The organism is Gordonia malaquae, from assembly GCF_037148075.1.
In the GTDB taxonomy this organism is placed as follows: Bacteria; Actinomycetota; Actinomycetes; order Mycobacteriales; family Mycobacteriaceae; genus Gordonia; species Gordonia malaquae.
In genome coordinates, this window is the sequence record NZ_JBBCUB010000004.1 from 92,457 (window position 1) to 106,457 (window position 14,001).

A 14,001-nucleotide genomic window follows, 5' to 3' on the forward strand; every position below is an offset into this window, starting at 1 on the left:
TCGTTTTGGTTCTGGTTGAGTTCATCACGGCACTGCGTGCCACGTCAATCGTTTCCGAACGATGTCGGCTATCTCATCCGCACTGAGATCGGCACCATGCGTGACGACTGTGACGGCTGTGGCCTCTGCGCGCTCACGAGGTTGTGTGGTCGCGTGGATCCGGCGGAGTTCGTCATGGAGCACGGCCGCCGTCGCCGCCGAGTCCCCACGCACCATCTGCCGAAGCAGATGGTTGTGCGCACCGGTCACCGCGGCCGCGTAGGCCACCACCCGCACCCGTGGGACGTCGGGCATGCGCCGGCGCAGCGAATCCTCGAACAACCGCTGGTAGCGGTACGTGGTGACGAGTTCACGGTCACGCAGGGCGGGTACTTGCGCGACGACCCGATACCGCCCGACAGCCAAGTCCCGGTGATCGGCGAAATGGGCGAAGACCTCTTCCGCGGCGGCGCATACGGCCCACCACGGGTCGTCGGCGTTCGTCTCGAGGCGCGAAGCGACCCTGGCCAGCAACTCTTCGTGGTCGGCGAAGATCAGATCCTCTTTCGACCTGAACTGTCGGAACAACGTCCGGCGCGACACTCCCGCCGCCGCCGCGACAGCGTCGACCGGAGTCGCCTCGTACCCGTGCTCGGCGAACAGGCGGATCGATTCGGCGACCACCTGCATGCGGAAGCCGACCGGATCGCCGTCCGCGGCGTCTGCGCTCATGCGTCCAGTATCGGAACCCCTCATCGATGAGGCAAGCTGGTGGGGTGAAGATTCCCCGCGCAGTGGCGCACGCGAACAAGGTCGTCACCAATCCGATTCAAGGCCTCTGGGCTGGGCGTATCGCCCCGTGGGCCGTCGTCGAGCATGTGGGACGGAAGTCGAACAAGTCGTATTCGACCCCGGTGCTGGCATTCGTCGACGACGATCGGATCAGCATCGTCCTCCCCTACGGCACTGACGCGGATTGGGTGCGGAATGTGCTCGCCGCCGGTCGCTTCACCCTCGTCCGAGGCGGGGAACGACTCGATGTCGCGGGCGCACGCGTCCTGCCCTCCGACTCCCCCGACGTCGTCAAGTCCGCCCGAATCCCGGCCATGGTCGCCGATTCGGTCCTGTACGGACGCATCGCCTGATGGGCGTTCTCGACGCTTTCACACGCCACGAGTTCACGAACGACGGCATCACTCATCACTACTACCGCAGCGGATCAGGCCCGGCGGTCATCGTCATCCCCGAAGTTCCCGGTGTGACGCCGAAAGTCGTCGAGTTCGCCCAACGTGTGGTGGACGCGGGGTTCACCGTGTTCATGCCGTCGTTGTTCGGCATCGACGGCGTCGGCACGATGCCCGACGGCGTCCGCGGCATCGGCCCGTCACTCGCGACCTCAGTCGGCACCCTGACAAAGGTCTGCGTGAGCCGTGAGTTCACGATCTTCGCCACCGGCCGCAGCTCGCGGGTGGTCACCTGGCTGCGAGCACTGGCGCGAGTCGCGCACGACGACTGCGGAGGCCCCGGCGTCGGAGCGATCGGAATGTGCGTCAGCGGCGGTTTCGCCCTCAGCATGGCCGTCGACGAGCGGATGCTGGCGCCCGTCCTGTCACAGCCCTCACTTCCGCTCGGCATCTCCCCGAGCCGCCGCAAGAACATCGACATCTCCCCGGGCGACCTCGCGTGCGTCCGTGATCGGTGCGCCAAGGAAGGTCTCGAGGTGATGGGCGCACGGTTCACCGGCGACAAGCTCGTCCCGGGCGACCGGTTCGCGTTCCTTCGAGAACAACTCGGCGACGCCTTCATCGGTGTTGAGCTTCCCGACTCGGCGGCCAACCCCGATGCACTCATCCCACCGCATTCCGTCGTGACCGAACACCTGGTGGACAAGCCGGGTGAGCCGACCCGCGACACCCTCGATCAGATCATCGCGTTCTTCCAGCGGAAACTCGCAGTCGCATGACGTCGCTCGACGCTAGCGTCCTCGACGATCCGTTCACCGAGGCACTCCGTGGTCGCCAGAGCCACTTCGCACGAAGTCGCGGGAGGATCTCGACCTTCGAACGCGACGTCTCCGTGTTCTACGGGCATCCCCGCGAGATGACGGACCAGGACTACACCGACATGGCAGCCCTGACCGGAGTGGGCAGGACCGCGTCGCTGCGTGACCGCCGTGCCCCGCTTCCAACTCACGGTCTGCATCTTGTGGAGACGTTCGATCTCGTCCAATACGACGGATCGAACGTCACACCGGCACACGACCCCGAGCTGGTCGTTCTCGGACCGTCCGACGTCCCCGAGATGACCGCGCTCGTCGAACTCACCAAGCCCGGTCCGTTCCTGCCGAGAACCATCGAGATGGGCACGTATCTCGGCTGGCGAGACACCGACGGACGTCTCATGGCGATGGCCGGCCAACGTCTCCATCTACCTGGATGGAGCGAGATCAGCGCAGTCTGCACCCATCCCGATGCCCGCGGACGAGGTCTCGCGCGTCGACTGGTCGCAGCCGTTGCACACGTCATCGTCGACGAGGGCGATCGACCATTCCTGCACACCACCGCTGACAATCCCGCGACGCGACTGTACGAGTCGATGGGCTTCGTCCTGCGCAGCGAAGTCGACCTGGAGATCGTTCGAGTGACAGGAGAGTGACCGTGTACAGCTTCACCCGCGACCTCCGCGTGCCCGTCGTCGGCGCCCCGATGGCCGGCGGCACCAGCACGCCCGCCCTGACCGCTGCAGTGTCGGACGCAGGCGGTTTCGGGTTCCACGGAGGCGCGTATCTCTCGCCCGACGCCCTGCGCGCCGATGTCCGCGCGATCCGCGAACTCACCGATCAGCCGTTCGGCGTCAATCTGTTCGTCCCCGAGCAGGTCGATGTGGACGAGGAGGAGTTCGCCGCATACCGGGAACGCCTCGCACCCCTCGCCGAGCGCGCGGGCGTCGTTCTGCCCGAGTCCGTGCCGTTCACCGACGACGCGTTCGACGCCAAGGTCGACGTACTGATCGCCGAAAGGGTGCCCGTCGTGTCGTTCACGTTCGGACTGCCCGACCGGAGCACAGTCGGTCGGCTGCACGATGCGGGAATCGCCGTCTCGTCCACCGTGACCAGCGTCGACGAAGCTCGGATAGCGGTGGATCACGGCGTGGACTCGCTGTGCGCGCAGGGTTTCGCCGCGGGCGGCCACCGCGCGATGTTCCGGATCCACGACGCCGACCCGCAGGTCGAGACTCTCGACCTCGTCCGGGCCGTCGCGCCACTCGGACTCCCCGTGGTCGGCGCAGGCGGAGTCTCCACGTCGTGCGACGTCGAGGCGATCCTCGGTGCAGGGGGCGTCGCCGCACAGATCGGGACCCTGCTCCTTCGGACACCCGAAGCGGGCACACGGCAGGCTCACAAGGACGCCCTCGTCGACCCTCGATTCACTCGGACTGTCACCACCCGCGCCTACTCCGGGCGGCTGGCACGCGGCTTGGAGAACAACTTCATCCGCAGCAACGACGGCCACGCACCACTGGCCTATCCGCAGGTAAACACCCTTACGGGCGGCATTCGAAAGCAGTCGTCGACCGATGCCGACGTGATCAACCTGTGGGCGGGTTCCGGATTCCGCGAGGCCCGCGCCGTGTCCGTCGCCGAGGTGATCAGCGGGCTCATCCCTCAGGCTCCGGACAGGTTCGGTCAGTAGCCTCGGCCGAGGTCTGCCGACATGACGGACCTCACTGACACCGAAGGGGACACCGATGACGCTGACGCAGCCACCACGCCACGCCATCATCGACGACGAGCCGGACGAGATCGACACCGCCGAGCGCGTGTCGGCCGATGAGCCCACCGACGGGACTGTGCACTCACGGAGAATCGCCGCGCGTGTCATCGCACCGGTGATCGCGTGCGCGGCCGTCCTCCTCACCGGAGTGGTCGCAGGCGGATTCGTCTTCCTCAACACGGCGCCCGCGGTGCGTCCGCCTGCCGTGAATCTGAGCCCGGACGATGTCGAGTCCGCGCAGGAGTCGGTGTCGTCGGCAAAGATGATGATCGACATGCTGTCCACTGCAGTCTCCAGCGGGACCGCGGGCATCGACAAGGTGGTCTCGAGCATCGAGCCGACGTTCGCGTCGATCACCACCGCGGCGTCCGCTGCCGATCAGATGGCCGCAGGGTTGGCCCAAGCCCCCGATCTGCAGGCCGCAGCGGCGCAGATCACCGAACTCGGGTCGAGCGTGTCGAGCGGACTCGGCGAAGCGCAGAAACTCGCATCCTCGGCGAAAGACGTCGACGACCTCGTCACACCGATCATCGACGGACTCTCCCGCAGCGACGTGCCCGGCGCCGACAAGACCATCGCCCAACTGAAGTCACTGCAGGCCGCGAGCCGCGACATCTCGGCCTCACTCGGGAATCTCGGCGCCCTCCGAGGCGAACTCGATCGGACAACAGCCGCTGCGGGTCCGGCCGCACGTGAGATCGACGGTGCACTCGCTCAAGCGCGAACCGCCGCGACCGAACTCAAAGACGGACTGAACAAGCTCGCGTCGGCCAAGGGCGACACCGAGAAGGCTGCGGATTCGCTGTCGTCGGGAATCACGCAGCTCAAGGGCGCCCTGTCACTCGTGTCGAACAATCTCTCATCCGCCGACGAATCGTTGATGTCCGACGAGTCGCAGCAACCCGCCTACCTGTTCGACCACGCGAATCGCATCGGCCGCGGGATCGTCGCGGGCGCATCGACCGCTCTCGGGCTCCTTCTGGTCGGCGTCGTCACCTGGGTCGTCGTTCGACGCCGACGTCGGACTGCCTGACCTCAGTCGTCGAGAAGGGTGCGGCGCAGGTTCTCGTCTTTCTCCAGCACCATCTGCTCGAGTCCCGCCTGGAACGACGTCATCGCCGTCTGCAGCGACGGATCGGAGGCGCCGAGGATTCGGACGGCGAGCAGACCTGCGTTGCGGGCGCCACCGATGGAGACGGTGGCGACCGGGACACCCGCGGGCATCTGGACGATCGACAGCAGTGAGTCCATGCCGTCGAGGTACTTGAGCGGCACCGGGACACCGATCACGGGCAGCGGCGTAGCCGACGCCACCATCCCCGGCAGGTGCGCCGCCCCGCCCGCACCGGCGATGATCACGGAGATTCCGCGTCCGGCCGCATCCTTCGCGTAGTCGAGCATGCGCTGCGGCGTGCGATGCGCCGACACGACGCCGACCTCAAAAGGGACGCCGAACTCAGCGAGTGCTTCAGCGGCCGCTTCCATCGTCGGCCAGTCCGAGTCGCTGCCCATGATCAAGCCCACGCGGGGTCCTGCACTCATGTCGATTCTCCGTTCAGTTCAGGATGTGTCGTAAATCTGACCCCGATCCGGCTGATATCGAGGGGTCCCGCCCGTAGTACGTGACGGTAATGCGAAGACGTTCAGTCGTGTGGGTTCCAGCCATCGGTCCAGACCGCGTGGCTCATCCAGTGAGCGGCACGCTCGGCACGCTCACGTACGGTCTCGACGCTCTCCCCGGCCCGTCCGACGACGTTGATGTGACCGACCTTCCGGTCGGGGCGCTCACCCTTGCCGTACATGTGGACCTTCGCATCGGGCATGCGCGCGAACAGATGGTGGAGACGTTCGTCGACCGACATCTCCGGGGTCTCCGGGGCTCCGAGGACGTTCGCCATCACCGTGACGTCCGAGCGCGCCGACGTGTCGCCGAGCGGGTAGTCGAGGACGGCACGCAGATGCTGCTCGAACTGCGAGGTCACTGCTCCGTCCATCGTCCAGTGGCCGCTGTTGTGCGGACGCATCGCGAGCTCGTTGACAACGAGTTCACCGTCCAGCGTCTCGAAGAGCTCCATCGCCATCGCGCCGACCAGACCGAGTTCGTCGGCGAGCCGCAACGCCATCTGCTGTGCCTTCTCCGCGACTTCCGGGTCGAGGTCCGGCGCGGGCGCGAGGACGACCGCGCACTGGCCGTTGCGCTGAACGGTCTCGACGACGGGCCACGCCGCGCCCTGTCCGTACGGCGACCGCGCGATCATCGCCGACAGTTCGCGGCGCATCGTCACCTTCTGCTCCGCCATCAGGACGGTGTCGCCGCCGGCCTGCGCGTCGAACACCGCGAGAGCTTCCGCCTCGCCGTCGACGAGCCAGACCCCGCGGCCGTCGTAACCACCGCGAACTGCCTTGATCACGATCGCCCAGCGGTTCGCCGCACCGAACTCGATGAGTGCAGATCGGGCAGCGGCGACGTCACCGGACAGATCAGCGAACGCCGGAACCGGCAGGCCGAGCGCGAACAGACGATTACGCATGTCCAACTTGTCCTGCGCGAACTGCAGGGCCTTCGACGGCGGACGTACCGCGACACCTTCGGCTTCCAGGGCACGAAGGTGTTCGAGAGGCACACCCTCATGATCGAACGTCAATGCGACCGCGCCCTCGGCCGCCGTGCGCAGATCGTCCAGTTCGTCGTGCGACCCGAGCACGACGTCGGCGCTCACCTGAGCCGCCGGGTCGCTGGGCGACGCTGCGAGAACGCGCAGGCACTGCCCCAGTTCGATCGCTGACTGGTGGGTCATGCGGGCCAGCTGACCACCGCCGATCATCGTGACGGTCGGCATGCCGGATTCTCCTCGACGCGGTACAGAACTCACGGCGTCCATGGTCCCATGTCCGCCTCGAAACGCCGCATCGACCGCAGGAATGTGGAGCGCGCTCGAAGATTCCGTACACTCAAACGTTGTGCTGACAATCGACGGAGTGGTCTCCAAACTGCCGGGGCCCCTTCACCGGCTCGTGATGAAGCACAACGAGCTCATCAAGTTCGCGATCGTCGGCGGCACCACGTTCGTCGTCGACACGATCATCTATTACGCACTGATCTTCACGGTCCTCGAACCGAAGCCTGTGGTGGCGAAGATCATCTCGGGTGTCGTCGCCACCATCCTCAGCTATGTCCTGAACCGCGAGTGGGCGTTCAAGAATCGCGGTGGCCGCGAGAAACACCACGAGGCGATGCTGTTCTTCGGCATCAGCGGCATCGCGGTCCTCCTGACCGCGGCACCGCTCTGGCTCGCGAACAACGTGTTCGGGATGCGCGAGAACATCAACGGTCTGGAACTGGTCGTCCTCGACTTCGTGCTCGCCTTCATCATCGGCAACTTGATCGGCATGGGTTTCCGCTTCTGGGCCCTGCGCCGGTTCGCCTTCCCCGAGGAGGAACCGATGGGCGGCGACGGCGGGTCCACCGACATCCACCCGAACGCCGACGAGCTCACCGATGAGGAACTCGGTCACGCCTGAGAGCCGGATCGTTCGGCGACGTCCTTGCCAAGGTCGGGACGACGATTGAGAACACCGCCGGTCGTCGGAGCGTGAGGTCGAGGCGTCCGCCGTCGGCTTCGATGAGCGCCCTGGACAACGACAACCCCACGCCGCTGCGGCTGCCGCCGGAGAAGCCACGCCGGAACACCGAGATCGCGATGTCGTCCGGGATGCCCTCCCCTTCGTCGGCGACCGTGACTCGCACCATCTCGGCCGCCGGAAGGTTCGACAGCCTGACCGTCGTGGTGCCGGCCCCGTGCTGGAGAGAGTTGTCGATGAGAACGCTCAGCGCCTCGCGCAGGCGGCCCGGCTTCCCCGCGATCAGCGGTATCGCGTCAACCGCCTCCCACTCCAACGCCCGATTGCGAGCGTGGAACGCCGGCCGGAAGTCGCCGATCAGCGTCGCGACCACCACTTCGGCATCGATCGCCCCCTTGCCGACAGAGTCCTCCCGCGATGCCGCGACGAGTTCGTCCAGTTCGCGGGAGAGGCGTTCCACCTGCTCCAGTCCCGCCTCCGCCTCGGCGACGACGGCCTCGTCGGTGTGCAACGTCAGTTCGTCCAGCCGCAGGTGGACCGCCGTCAGTCTGCTGCGCAGCTGATGAGAGACGTCACCGACGATCTCGCCTTCTCGCTCGAGCCGCAGCGCGATCTCTCTGTTCGCGTCGGCGAGCGCCTCGGCGACCCGATCGAGCTCGTCGATGCCGTAACGAGGCCATTCGGACGAGAAGTCGCCCCGGGCCATCGCCTCTGCTCGGGCGGCGACGTCGGTGAGCGGGTCGGTCATTCGTCGCGCGGTGAGCACCGCGACTATCGCGCCACCTGTCACGGCCCCGGTGATGACGACCAACAGGATCCCGATCGCGAGGAACTGCTGCGGCCGCACGTCCTCGTCCGGGATCTCGAGAGTGAGTTGTGCGCGCGGACCGAGGCTGACCGACTCCGCGATCGTGGTCCCCGCCTGCTCGTCACCGAGTTGCCGTCCGCTGTAGACGGTCGCTCCGGAGGCGTCGATGCGCGACGTGGTGAGGGTCAGCCGCCCCTCGGCCGGAATGAGGAGCCGGAACTGGTTGAGGTCGAGTTCCTCGGGCGGCACACCCCGGCCCGCAGCCTCCTCCGCGATGACGTGCTCGGACATGCGCTTGAGACTCTGCGAGAGGTTGTCGCGCGCCTCCTGCGACATCCATTGCCAGGTGAGTGCCGTCATCGGCACGCCGAGCAGAATGCCCATCGCCGCCAGGGTGGCGATCATCATCTTGAGTATCCGACGGCGCATGGCGAGGGTCTACGGGTCGAATCGGAAGCCGACACCGCGGACGGTGACGATGTGCTTGCCACGGCCGGGTTGGTCGTCGCCGATCTTCCGGCGGATCCACGAGATGTGCATGTCGAGGGTCTTCGACGACCTCAGATCGACCGATCCCCACACCTCGGTCATGATCTCGTCTCGTGACAACGCCTGCCCCGGCTTCGCCATCAAGAACTGCAGGAGGTCGAACTCCCGGTTGGCGAGGGTCAAGTCCTCCCCGCGGACCACCACGCGCCGAGCTCTCGCGTCCAATTGGATGTCGCCGTAATCGATCACCACATCGTCGGATTCGGCCGCACTGCGGCGCATGAGTGCCCGGACGCGGGCGAGCAGTTCGGCGAGCCGGAACGGTTTCCCGACATAGTCGTCGGCGCCTGCGTCGAGACCGACGACGAAGTCGACCTCGTCGGTGCGGGCCGTCAGCATCAGGACTGCGAGTTGTGGTCGTTCGACGCGGACTCGGCGACACACTTCGAGACCGTCGACACCGGGCAGCCCGAGATCGAGGATGAGGAGGGCGTATTCCTCCGACAACGCCTTCTCGAGGGCCTCGGTACCGGTCGAGGCGATGACGCACTCGTGCCCTTCGCGGGTCAACGCACGGGCCAACGGTTCCGCGATCGCCGCGTCGTCCTCGGCCAGGAGGATCGATCGTGTGCCCGTCACCGGCGACGACCCCTGGGGTCGTAGTCGTCCATCTCGCCGTCCTCCTCGTCGAGGAGTTCCTGGTAAAGAAGCGCATGGACGGCTTCGACGTCGGGGATGTCTGCGAACGACAGCGGGTCGTCGGACGCCGACTCGATCACCAGGGTGCCGGTCTTGAGCATCCGATCGATCAGTCCGTGCCGGAATTCGACGGTGTTGATCCGGCGGATCGGGATGTCGATGCCTGAACGCGTGATGATTCCGTTGCGGTAGATCACGCGGCGATCGGTCACGACGAAATGCGTCGTCCGCCACGACAGAAGCGGCCGGACCAGCCAGTATCCGGTGGCGGCGAGCCAGACGACGATGATGATCACAGTGAGCCACAGCTTCACACCGTCGGACATGGAGTCCGCGGTCCGCGTGTAGCCGAGCGCGACACCCGCGATCGCAGTGACCACCCAGAAGATCAGCACCGGCACGATCAGGCATTTCCAGTGCGGATGTCGGTGGATCACGACGTGTTCACCGGGTGCGAGGTTCTCGCGTGGGTATCCCATGCCGTCCGAGCTTAGTGGGTCGAGCCGATCTTCCGGGTCCGTCAGTACACTTGGGCGACTGGGAGTGACCCAGGATCTCTGTACGCGACCGGCGAAGGCTTGCACCATGACGAACTACGACCCACGCGACCCGCGTAACCGCGGTGATCAGAATCCGCAGACTCGCGCCTACAGCCAGGCGAACGATTACGGGGACTACGCGCAGCCGAAGTACTCCGAGCAGTACTACTCAGAACCCCAGTACGCGGAACCCCAGTACGCGCAGCCGCAGTACGCCGAGCAGCCGCAGCAACGACGACGTCCGGCGCAGCGGCGAGGTCCCGACGTTGATCCCGTCATGTTCTGCGGCGGCGTCCTCATGACCGGCGTCGTCACGGGCCTCGCCGCTTGGCTGGCGGGTTGGATCATCCGCACGATCACTCAGAAGGTGAACGACTCCGGCCAGTTCGGCGTGTGGAACCCGTTGTCGCAGGACGAGCTGTGGTTTGCCCTCGTCGGTTTTGTCGTCGCGCTCCTGGGCGGAGCCCTCTGGTATCTGCTGCAGGTCGGCACACCGGCGCCCGACCAGTTCTACAGGTGGATCGTCGGACTCCTGATCGCCTGCGCCGTCGTCATCCCGCTGACGATGTCGGCAGAGATCTCGACCGGCATCGGCACTGCGGTCATGCACCTCATCATCGGGCTCCCCGTGCTCGCCCTCATTCCGACGATGGCGAACGCGTCTCGACGCAAGAACCAGCGTTGAGTCAGACAGGCCGCAAATGCGTGACGTCGCCGGCTGACGCGACGATCCGCTCGGACTCGGCCTGGACGATCACACGTCCCTCCGTGTCGATGTCGACAGCGTCGCCGATCACTTCGACATCTCCCGGAAGGATCAGACGCACGCGCTTTCCGAGGGTGGCGCTCGCGGCGCGGTAGTCGCCGATGAGGTGGTCTATGTGCGACGGCCACGCGGACACCCGCGCCGACAGTGCACGCAGGTACGCTGCGGCGACCTCGGTCGATTCGATCTCGCGCGTGGAACGCGTCGAGATGCCACGGACCGACGCCGCGTTCGCCCCGGTCGCCACCTCGCGGTCGACGTCGATGTTGATGCCGGTTCCGATGACTGCAACACCCCCGCCATCGGCGTTCGGCCGGAACTCGCAGAGGATGCCCGACAGTTTTCCGCCTGCCTCGCCGTCGACGGACGGCGCGAGGACATCGTTCGGCCACTTCAGCTCGACGTCGACACCGGTCACCTCATTCAGCGCGTCCCGCACCGCGAGTCCGGTGAGCAACGAGAGCCAGCCGATCCGGTCGGTGTCCCCCGAGGTGACCGCGATGGCCGCCGAGACCGCCAACTGGCCGTGGGGTGTCTTCCACACCCGCGCGTGCCGCCCTCGCCCCTGCGACTGGAAGCCCGCGATCCGGACCGTCCCGTCCAAATCTGCGCCCACATCCGCCGCTCGGGCGATGAGGTCCGCGTTGGTGGATCCCGTCTCGGGGACCACCTCGATCGAAGTCCAGCGGGTGCCCGCGAGCTGCTCGCGGAGGGTGTTGACATCAGGCAGGTCGGTCACGATCACCAACCCTATCCGCACCCAGAAATCCGAATGTGAGGATATTCTCACATTCGATGCGGTTGACGCGGCTCACACCTTTCTCGTTAGCATCGATGTTCATGACCACTGCTTCGCGCGACGACAGCGCAGCTCCCGACATCCACACCACGGCAGGCAAGCTCGCCGACCTGCGGAATCGTCTGGCCGACGCCGAGTTCCCCGTCGGCGAGGCCGCCGCCGAGAAGATTCACGCCAAGGGCAAGTTGACTGCCCGGGAACGCATCACTCACCTGCTCGACGAGGGTTCGTTCGTTGAACTCGACGCGCTGGCACGTCACCGCAGCACCAACTTCGGTCTGGCTGAGAAGCGTCCCGTCGGCGACGGCGTCGTCGTCGGATACGGAACCGTCGACGGCCGTGAGATCTGTGTGTTCAGCCAGGACGTCACCGTCTTCGGCGGCAGCCTCGGCGAGGTGTACGGCGAGAAGATCGTCAAGGTCATGGACCTCGCTCTCAAGACCGGCCGTCCGTTGGTCGGCATCAACGAGGGCGCGGGCGCACGTATCCAGGAGGGTGTCGTCTCGCTCGGCCTGTACGGCGAGATCTTCCACCGCAACGTCAAGGCGTCCGGTGTGATCCCGCAGATCTCGCTGATCATGGGTCCCGCCGCCGGCGGCCACGTCTACTCTCCCGCGCTCACCGACTTCGTCGTGATGGTCGACCAGACCAGCCAGATGTTCGTGACCGGACCCGACGTGATCAAGACCGTCACCGGCGAAGACGTCACCATGGAGGACCTGGGCGGCGCCCACACCCACATGGCGAAGTCCGGTGTCGCGCACTACGTCGCTCAGGACGAGGAAGACGCCCTCGAGTACGTCAAGGAACTCCTGTCGTACCTCCCCAGCAACAACCGCGCCGACGCACCGCGTCTGCCCGTGCCCGCCACCACCGGCGGCATCGAGGACAACCTCACCGAGGAAGACCTCGAACTCGACACGCTGATCCCGGATTCGCCGAACCAGCCGTACGACATGCACGAGGTGATCCGCCGGATCCTCGACGACGACGAGTTCCTCGAAGTCCAGGCCGAGCGCGCGATGAACGTGATCGTCGGCTTCGGTCGCGTCGACGGCCGCAGTGTCGGCATCGTCGCCAACCAGCCCACCCAGTTCGCGGGCTGCCTCGACATCGATGCGTCGGAGAAGGCTGCACGCTTCGTCCGCACCTGCGACGCGTTCAACGTCCCGATCATCACCCTGGTTGACGTCCCGGGCTTCCTGCCCGGCACCGATCAGGAGTACAACGGCATCATCCGCCGCGGCGCCAAGCTCCTGTACGCGTACGGCGAGGCGACGGTCGGCAAGATCACCGTCATCACCCGCAAGGCGTACGGCGGCGCATACGACGTCATGGGCTCCAAGCACATGGGCGCCGACGTCAATCTCGCATGGCCGACCGCGCAGATCGCCGTCATGGGCGCATCGGGTGCCGTGGGCTTCGTGTACCGCGGCAAGCTGAAGGAGGCAGAGGCGAACGGCGAAGACGTCGACGCACTGCGCCTGGAACTGCAGCAGGAGTACGAGGACACCCTCGTCAACCCGTACGTCGCCGCCGAGCGCGGTTACGTCGACGCCGTGATCCCGCCGAGCCACACGCGCGGCCAGATCGCGAACGCACTGCGACTCCTCGAGCGCAAGCTCGTCCAGCTGCCTCCGCGCAAGCACGGGAACATTCCGCTGTGACCGCCGATCAGCAGCCCGCCGACGCCACTGAGGCCAAGCCGTTCCTGACCGTCGTCTCCGGCAACCCGTCAGACGAAGACGTGGCCGTCCTGGTCAGCGTCCTGTCGGCCGCCGGTGGCGGCGACTCGGACAGCGGGCAGGAAGTCCGCAACGACTGGGGCCGTCCGACGGACATGCACCGTCCTGCGTGGGGCATGCCGACGTCGTTCACCAACCGCGGTTGATGATCTCGACCGTTCTCGGATCGGCGTCGCCTGCACGACTTCGTGTGCTGCGCGACGCCGGTCTGGACCCGTCCGTCCTCGTGTCGGACGTCGATGAGGATGCGATCATCGACGAACTCGGCGACGCGTCCCCCGAAACGGTCGTGACCACGCTCGCGCGGGCCAAAGCAGATGCGGTCGTCTCGTCGATCCTCGCCGGCTCCGATCCCGCGTTCGCCTCGGCTGCCGCCGACGGTGTTGTACTGACCTGCGATTCGATGCTGCTGCTCGACGGTGAGCTGTCGGGCAAGCCGCACTCCCCCGAGGTCGCCGTTGCGCAATGGCGTCGGATGCGCGGCAACGTCGGGCATCTGATGACCGGCCACTGCATCACCCGACTGCGCAACGGGGCAGTCGAGTCCGTCGTCGCCGACCATCAGTCGACGGCAGTCAGATTCTCGGACGTCTCCGATGAGTTGATCGAGCGCTATGTCGCGACCGGCGAACCGCTCAAGGTCGCGGGCGCGTTCACTCTGGACGGTCTCGGCGGATGGCTCCTCGACGGCATCGACGGCGACCCGTCGAGCGTGATCGGCATCAGCCTTCCGCTCACTCGCCGACTGCTCACCCGCGTCGGCGTGAACGTCGCCGACCTCTGGCGCTGAACTGCGAACAACTTCGACACTGCACACCGCGG

At 66.3% G+C, this 14,001-nt stretch carries 17 protein-coding genes; 10 read left to right on the forward strand and 7 right to left on the reverse strand.

Features of this window, described 5'->3' with window-relative positions; genetic code table 11:
• Window positions 1-24: 24 nt before the first annotated feature.
• Window positions 25-711 carry a TetR/AcrR family transcriptional regulator gene (locus WFK36_RS14890; RefSeq protein ID WP_336792625.1) on the reverse strand — a complete coding sequence of 229 codons (687 nt, stop codon included), beginning with the start codon at window positions 709-711 and terminating at the stop codon, window positions 25-27.
• Between the two features lie 44 nt (window positions 712-755).
• On the opposite strand from WFK36_RS14890, the gene WFK36_RS14895 reads away from it, so the two are divergent.
• Genes WFK36_RS14895 through WFK36_RS14915 form a run of 5 tightly spaced genes read left to right on the forward strand, consistent with a single transcriptional unit; the run spans window position 756 to window position 4,785 of the window.
• Window positions 756-1,124 carry a nitroreductase family deazaflavin-dependent oxidoreductase gene (locus WFK36_RS14895; RefSeq protein ID WP_336792627.1) on the forward strand — a complete coding sequence of 123 codons (369 nt, stop codon included), beginning with the start codon at window positions 756-758 and terminating at the stop codon, window positions 1,122-1,124.
• Window positions 1,124-1,942 carry a dienelactone hydrolase family protein gene (locus WFK36_RS14900; protein ID WP_336792629.1) on the forward strand — a complete coding sequence of 273 codons (819 nt, stop codon included), beginning with the start codon at window positions 1,124-1,126 and terminating at the stop codon, window positions 1,940-1,942. Before WFK36_RS14895 ends, WFK36_RS14900 begins: the two co-directional genes overlap by 1 nt.
• Window positions 1,939-2,634: a GNAT family N-acetyltransferase gene (locus WFK36_RS14905; protein WP_336792630.1), complete on the forward strand. Its 696-nt coding sequence runs from the start codon at window positions 1,939-1,941 to the stop codon at window positions 2,632-2,634. Before WFK36_RS14900 ends, WFK36_RS14905 begins: the two co-directional genes overlap by 4 nt.
• A 2-nt stretch (window positions 2,635-2,636) precedes the next feature.
• The gene (locus tag WFK36_RS14910; RefSeq protein ID WP_336793073.1) at window positions 2,637-3,671 is read left to right on the forward strand and encodes a nitronate monooxygenase; all 1,035 of its coding nucleotides are present in this window, start codon (window positions 2,637-2,639) and stop codon (window positions 3,669-3,671) included.
• 55 nt (window positions 3,672-3,726) lie between these two features.
• Complete coding sequence (locus WFK36_RS14915) at window positions 3,727-4,785, forward strand: hypothetical protein (protein ID WP_008379794.1); 1,059 nt, start codon at window positions 3,727-3,729, stop codon at window positions 4,783-4,785.
• A 2-nt stretch (window positions 4,786-4,787) separates the two neighbouring features.
• Here the strand turns inward: WFK36_RS14915 and purE are convergent, their stop codons facing one another.
• On the reverse strand, window positions 4,788-5,294 hold the full coding sequence (purE, locus tag WFK36_RS14920; RefSeq protein ID WP_336792631.1) for a 5-(carboxyamino)imidazole ribonucleotide mutase: 507 nt from the start codon (window positions 5,292-5,294) through the stop codon (window positions 4,788-4,790).
• 101 nt (window positions 5,295-5,395) lie between these two features.
• Complete coding sequence (locus tag WFK36_RS14925; RefSeq protein WP_336792632.1) at window positions 5,396-6,634, reverse strand: 5-(carboxyamino)imidazole ribonucleotide synthase; 1,239 nt, start codon at window positions 6,632-6,634, stop codon at window positions 5,396-5,398.
• A 40-nt stretch (window positions 6,635-6,674) separates the two neighbouring features.
• On the opposite strand from WFK36_RS14925, the gene WFK36_RS14930 reads away from it, so the two are divergent.
• Window positions 6,675-7,274, forward strand: coding sequence for a GtrA family protein (locus WFK36_RS14930; protein ID WP_052005417.1), 600 nt, complete (start codon window positions 6,675-6,677; stop codon window positions 7,272-7,274).
• Here WFK36_RS14930 and WFK36_RS14935 read toward each other — a convergent pair.
• The 3 genes from WFK36_RS14935 to WFK36_RS14945 are packed head-to-tail and all read right to left on the reverse strand — an operon-like array spanning window position 7,246 to window position 9,809.
• Window positions 7,246-8,571 carry a sensor histidine kinase gene (locus WFK36_RS14935; RefSeq protein ID WP_336792633.1) on the reverse strand — a complete coding sequence of 442 codons (1,326 nt, stop codon included), beginning with the start codon at window positions 8,569-8,571 and terminating at the stop codon, window positions 7,246-7,248. The genes WFK36_RS14930 and WFK36_RS14935 overlap by 29 nt on opposite strands.
• Before the next feature lie 9 nt (window positions 8,572-8,580).
• Window positions 8,581-9,270, reverse strand: a complete 690-nt coding sequence (locus WFK36_RS14940) for a response regulator transcription factor (protein WP_008379799.1) — start codon at window positions 9,268-9,270, stop codon at window positions 8,581-8,583.
• Entirely contained in the window at window positions 9,267-9,809 is a 543-nt protein-coding gene (locus tag WFK36_RS14945) for a PH domain-containing protein (RefSeq protein ID WP_336792635.1), read from the reverse strand. The genes WFK36_RS14940 and WFK36_RS14945 overlap by 4 nt, the downstream gene beginning before the upstream one ends.
• A gap of 106 nt (window positions 9,810-9,915) precedes the next feature.
• Here WFK36_RS14945 and WFK36_RS14950 point away from each other — a divergent pair, with 106 nt between their 5' ends.
• Window positions 9,916-10,554: a DUF6069 family protein gene (locus WFK36_RS14950; RefSeq protein ID WP_336792636.1), complete on the forward strand. Its 639-nt coding sequence runs from the start codon at window positions 9,916-9,918 to the stop codon at window positions 10,552-10,554.
• 1 nt (window position 10,555) lies between these two features.
• Here the strand turns inward: WFK36_RS14950 and WFK36_RS14955 are convergent, their stop codons facing one another.
• Window positions 10,556-11,380 carry a biotin--[acetyl-CoA-carboxylase] ligase gene (locus WFK36_RS14955; RefSeq protein WP_336792637.1) on the reverse strand — a complete coding sequence of 275 codons (825 nt, stop codon included), beginning with the start codon at window positions 11,378-11,380 and terminating at the stop codon, window positions 10,556-10,558.
• A gap of 95 nt (window positions 11,381-11,475) precedes the next feature.
• Here WFK36_RS14955 and WFK36_RS14960 point away from each other — a divergent pair, with 95 nt between their 5' ends.
• Genes WFK36_RS14960 through WFK36_RS14970 form a run of 3 tightly spaced genes read left to right on the forward strand, consistent with a single transcriptional unit; the run spans window position 11,476 to window position 13,969 of the window.
• Window positions 11,476-13,101 carry an acyl-CoA carboxylase subunit beta gene (locus tag WFK36_RS14960; protein ID WP_008379803.1) on the forward strand — a complete coding sequence of 542 codons (1,626 nt, stop codon included), beginning with the start codon at window positions 11,476-11,478 and terminating at the stop codon, window positions 13,099-13,101.
• A complete protein-coding gene (locus tag WFK36_RS14965) occupies window positions 13,098-13,325 on the forward strand; it encodes an acyl-CoA carboxylase subunit epsilon (RefSeq protein WP_336792639.1) in 228 nt (75 codons plus the stop codon). The genes WFK36_RS14960 and WFK36_RS14965 overlap by 4 nt, the downstream gene beginning before the upstream one ends.
• Window positions 13,325-13,969, forward strand: coding sequence for a Maf family protein (locus WFK36_RS14970; RefSeq protein WP_336792640.1), 645 nt, complete (start codon window positions 13,325-13,327; stop codon window positions 13,967-13,969). The genes WFK36_RS14965 and WFK36_RS14970 overlap by 1 nt, the downstream gene beginning before the upstream one ends.
• The last annotated feature ends 32 nt before the right edge of the window (window positions 13,970-14,001 follow it).

Bases quoted from the DNA above. Each gene is read 5' to 3' on its own strand.
- WFK36_RS14930 (WP_052005417.1), top strand. From the start codon at position 6,675: ATGTGGAGCGCGCTCGAAGATTCCGTACACTCAAACGTTGTGCTGACA.
- WFK36_RS14890 (WP_336792625.1), bottom strand. From the start codon at position 711: ATGAGCGCAGACGCCGCGGACGGCGATCCGGTCGGCTTCCGCATGCAG.
- WFK36_RS14915 (WP_008379794.1), top strand. From the start codon at position 3,727: ATGACGCTGACGCAGCCACCACGCCACGCCATCATCGACGACGAGCCG.
- WFK36_RS14960 (WP_008379803.1), top strand. From the start codon at position 11,476: ATGACCACTGCTTCGCGCGACGACAGCGCAGCTCCCGACATCCACACC.
- WFK36_RS14970 (WP_336792640.1), top strand. From the start codon at position 13,325: ATGATCTCGACCGTTCTCGGATCGGCGTCGCCTGCACGACTTCGTGTG.
- WFK36_RS14905 (WP_336792630.1), top strand. From the start codon at position 1,939: ATGACGTCGCTCGACGCTAGCGTCCTCGACGATCCGTTCACCGAGGCA.
- WFK36_RS14900 (WP_336792629.1), top strand. From the start codon at position 1,124: ATGGGCGTTCTCGACGCTTTCACACGCCACGAGTTCACGAACGACGGC.
- WFK36_RS14925 (WP_336792632.1), bottom strand. From the start codon at position 6,634: ATGGACGCCGTGAGTTCTGTACCGCGTCGAGGAGAATCCGGCATGCCG.
- WFK36_RS14935 (WP_336792633.1), bottom strand. From the start codon at position 8,571: ATGCGCCGTCGGATACTCAAGATGATGATCGCCACCCTGGCGGCGATG.
- WFK36_RS14945 (WP_336792635.1), bottom strand. From the start codon at position 9,809: ATGGGATACCCACGCGAGAACCTCGCACCCGGTGAACACGTCGTGATC.
- purE (WP_336792631.1), bottom strand. From the start codon at position 5,294: ATGAGTGCAGGACCCCGCGTGGGCTTGATCATGGGCAGCGACTCGGAC.
- WFK36_RS14950 (WP_336792636.1), top strand. From the start codon at position 9,916: ATGACGAACTACGACCCACGCGACCCGCGTAACCGCGGTGATCAGAAT.